2 protein-coding genes are annotated in these 2,513 nt (G+C 45.6%); both read left to right on the top strand.

What is annotated here, in order from left to right; genetic code table 11:
* Positions 1-434 precede the first annotated feature (434 nt).
* Complete coding sequence (locus ENN47_05460; GenBank protein ID HDP77621.1) at positions 435-1,280, top strand: hypothetical protein; 846 nt, start codon at positions 435-437, stop codon at positions 1,278-1,280.
* 24 nt (positions 1,281-1,304) lie between these two features.
* Positions 1,305-2,462 carry a cytochrome C biogenesis protein CcdA gene (locus ENN47_05455; GenBank protein HDP77620.1) on the top strand — a complete coding sequence of 386 codons (1,158 nt, stop codon included), beginning with the start codon at positions 1,305-1,307 and terminating at the stop codon, positions 2,460-2,462.
* The last annotated feature ends 51 nt before the right edge of the window (positions 2,463-2,513 follow it).

Genomic DNA, 2,513 nt, shown 5'->3' with positions numbered 1-2,513 from the left:
GGATAGAAGATGGAGTCCTTTTAATTCAGCCGAGATATGTCGACTCGGGAAGCAACAAACTGAAGATAGTCTCTTCAGATAGCAACGGTAATACAAGCGAGACAGCCTTCGTTGTAGATGTCAAAGCTACAAATTCTGCGCCGGTAATGAAAATAGGCGACCAGATTGTTCAGGAGCATAGAGCACTGGTAATCGACCTGAAACAGTTTGCGAGCGATCCTGACGGTGATGAACTAAGCTTCGAGGTCATTGAACCAGTGAATTCTGACTTAAGTTCCGGAATCTTCACTTATGAAGCGGGAAGTTATACCGAGGAAGCAATTACCGCTTTAATAAGAGTAGTTGATTCAAAGGGAGCTTCAACACAGGAGTCCTTTGAGATAAGCATCGTTAAGGCACCAGATGTGGCCGAAGGAGTGCTGACCGTTGGAGCGATGGGACAGTATGCCACGATTCAAGAAGCAGTTGACGCGGCAAAAGAGGGCGATACAGTCAAGATACTTCCCGGAGTGTATCGAGAAAATGTTACTGTAAGCAAGAGCATAGCCATTATTGGCTCTTCAAGGGAAGAGGTTACTCTGGTAGCTGAGAGCGAATCTTCTCCGGTGCTCTTTGTTAGGGGTGTCGAGGATTTTGTCGTAGATAGTGTCTCTTTCCAATCTGGGGGCTCGGTGATAAATTTCTCTAGATCCTCTGGTCAGGTAATTAACTGCAATATTGCCGGGGGAAGATTTGGAATTTCTTTCAGCGGGGACGGCAGGACGCTCAGAGTTGCAGACTCGTATATTGCGAGTCTTATGGGTGTCGGCAACGACGAATATCTTAGCACTAGGCTTGTAGGAATATATGCGTACGGTGAAGCAACATTGATAGTAGAAAATACCGTCATTGAAAGAACTGGAACCGGTGTGAATTTCTCTAACGGTTTGAACTATATAGTCAAGAACAGCACCTTCAATAGAAACACGGTCGGAGTCTCTCTAAGCGGCACGTCAACGGGATCTCTCATCGAGAACAAGATAACGGGAAACGTGGATAACGGGGTGCTGGCCAATATAACTTCTACGGCGACTCTTACCGATAATGTTTTTTACGCGAATACGAGACATGGACTTGATCTCTACTTAAAGAACTGCACTGACTGCGGATGCGGAGGAACGACTTTCAAAGGAACTGTGCTGGGATCGGGGAATGTCTTTGATTCGGAGGAAGAGATCTGCCCGCTCGATTATTGGGACGAGACCTTCTATAGCTTTGACGAGACTCTTGGGACAGACTGAGATTAAGAGATTAGGGGAGTGTTTATGAAGAAGTACTTAGTAGTTCTCTTCTTGGTGCTCTTAGCGGGAGCTCTCAATGCAGTTGTTGTGATCGATTTCTTTGGAGTCTCAACCTGTCAGGAATGTTTAGAAGCCGAGATGGTGATCGAGAGCCTGAAGTACGAAATTGAGGATGAAGTCGTTCTGAACAAGTTTATGTTGAGCGAATCCGAGAATCAGGAACTGAAGTTGAAGTACGCGATGGTTTATGGAATCGATGAAAGTGAGTACGACCTCTATCCGATGATTTTCATTGGGAAGGCTGCCTTTACTCCATCAAATCTTGAACCGGGAGCCTTGCTTGAAAGCATGGAGAATTACTCTCAAGAAGAAAGAGAGGCAAAGCTAGGCGAGATAGGTGCTCTGAGCGAAGATGTAGGCCAAAGACTTACCGATAGGTACGAACAGTTTGGTTTCCTTGTAGTACTGGGAGCGGGCTTGATTGACGGAATAAACCCATGTGCTTTTGTTGTACTGATTTTTCTTGTTTCATATTTGTACTACGTTGGACGGGGAAGAAACGAGATCCTCGTGTCGGGTCTCTTTTTTGCCATAGGTATATTTGCAGCTTATCTCTTGATGGGAACCGGGCTTCTCGGAGCCGTGGGTTATATCGAGAGTATTTCCAGGATTTTCCAGTTCATATTCTATCCGGCTATGGCTATCTTCACCGGAGCGCTTGCGATTCTTTCCATCGTTGATTTCTACAGGATGAAGTACAAGAACAAGAAGGCGATTCTAGAACTGTCAGCGGGCTTGAAGAGGAAAACTCACGAAATTATAAGAAAGAACGCAAGGGCGAAGACGATATGGATCGCATCTTTGGTCACAGGAATTCTCGTTTCTTTCGTGGAGTTCATGTGCACCGGGCAGGTCTATTTACCTACGATCGTCTATATCATAAACAGCTCCGGCGTGTCTGGAAGGGCGCTGGGATTATTGGTTACCTACAATCTGGGCTTCACAGTTCCGATAATCGCAATCACGCTGATCGCCTACTTTAGCTCATCGACGAAGAAGATACAGGAGTTCATGACATCGACTCAGGCAGCTGCAAAGATCAAGCTGCTTATGGGGGCTTTGTTTGTAGTCTTCTTTGTAATAATGCTGAATATCACGCTCAAAACATTCAATTTGATTTAGGCAGCAAGGTTCGTCGGAACTTAGAACGGGAATGACAAAGAAGCCCGATGG

It is taken from the genome of Mesotoga infera (genome assembly GCA_011045915.1).
Classification (GTDB): Bacteria; Thermotogota; Thermotogae; order Petrotogales; family Kosmotogaceae; genus Mesotoga; species Mesotoga infera_D.
Note: the sequence above shows the minus strand (reverse complement) of the source record. Positions and strands in the feature narration are given on the sequence as shown.

What these genes read in the sequence shown, in the direction of transcription:
- ENN47_05455 (HDP77620.1), top strand. Translation starts at nt 1,305, where the DNA reads ATGAAGAAGTACTTAGTAGTTCTCTTCTTGGTGCTCTTAGCGGGAGCT.
- ENN47_05460 (HDP77621.1), top strand. Translation starts at nt 435, where the DNA reads ATGGGACAGTATGCCACGATTCAAGAAGCAGTTGACGCGGCAAAAGAG.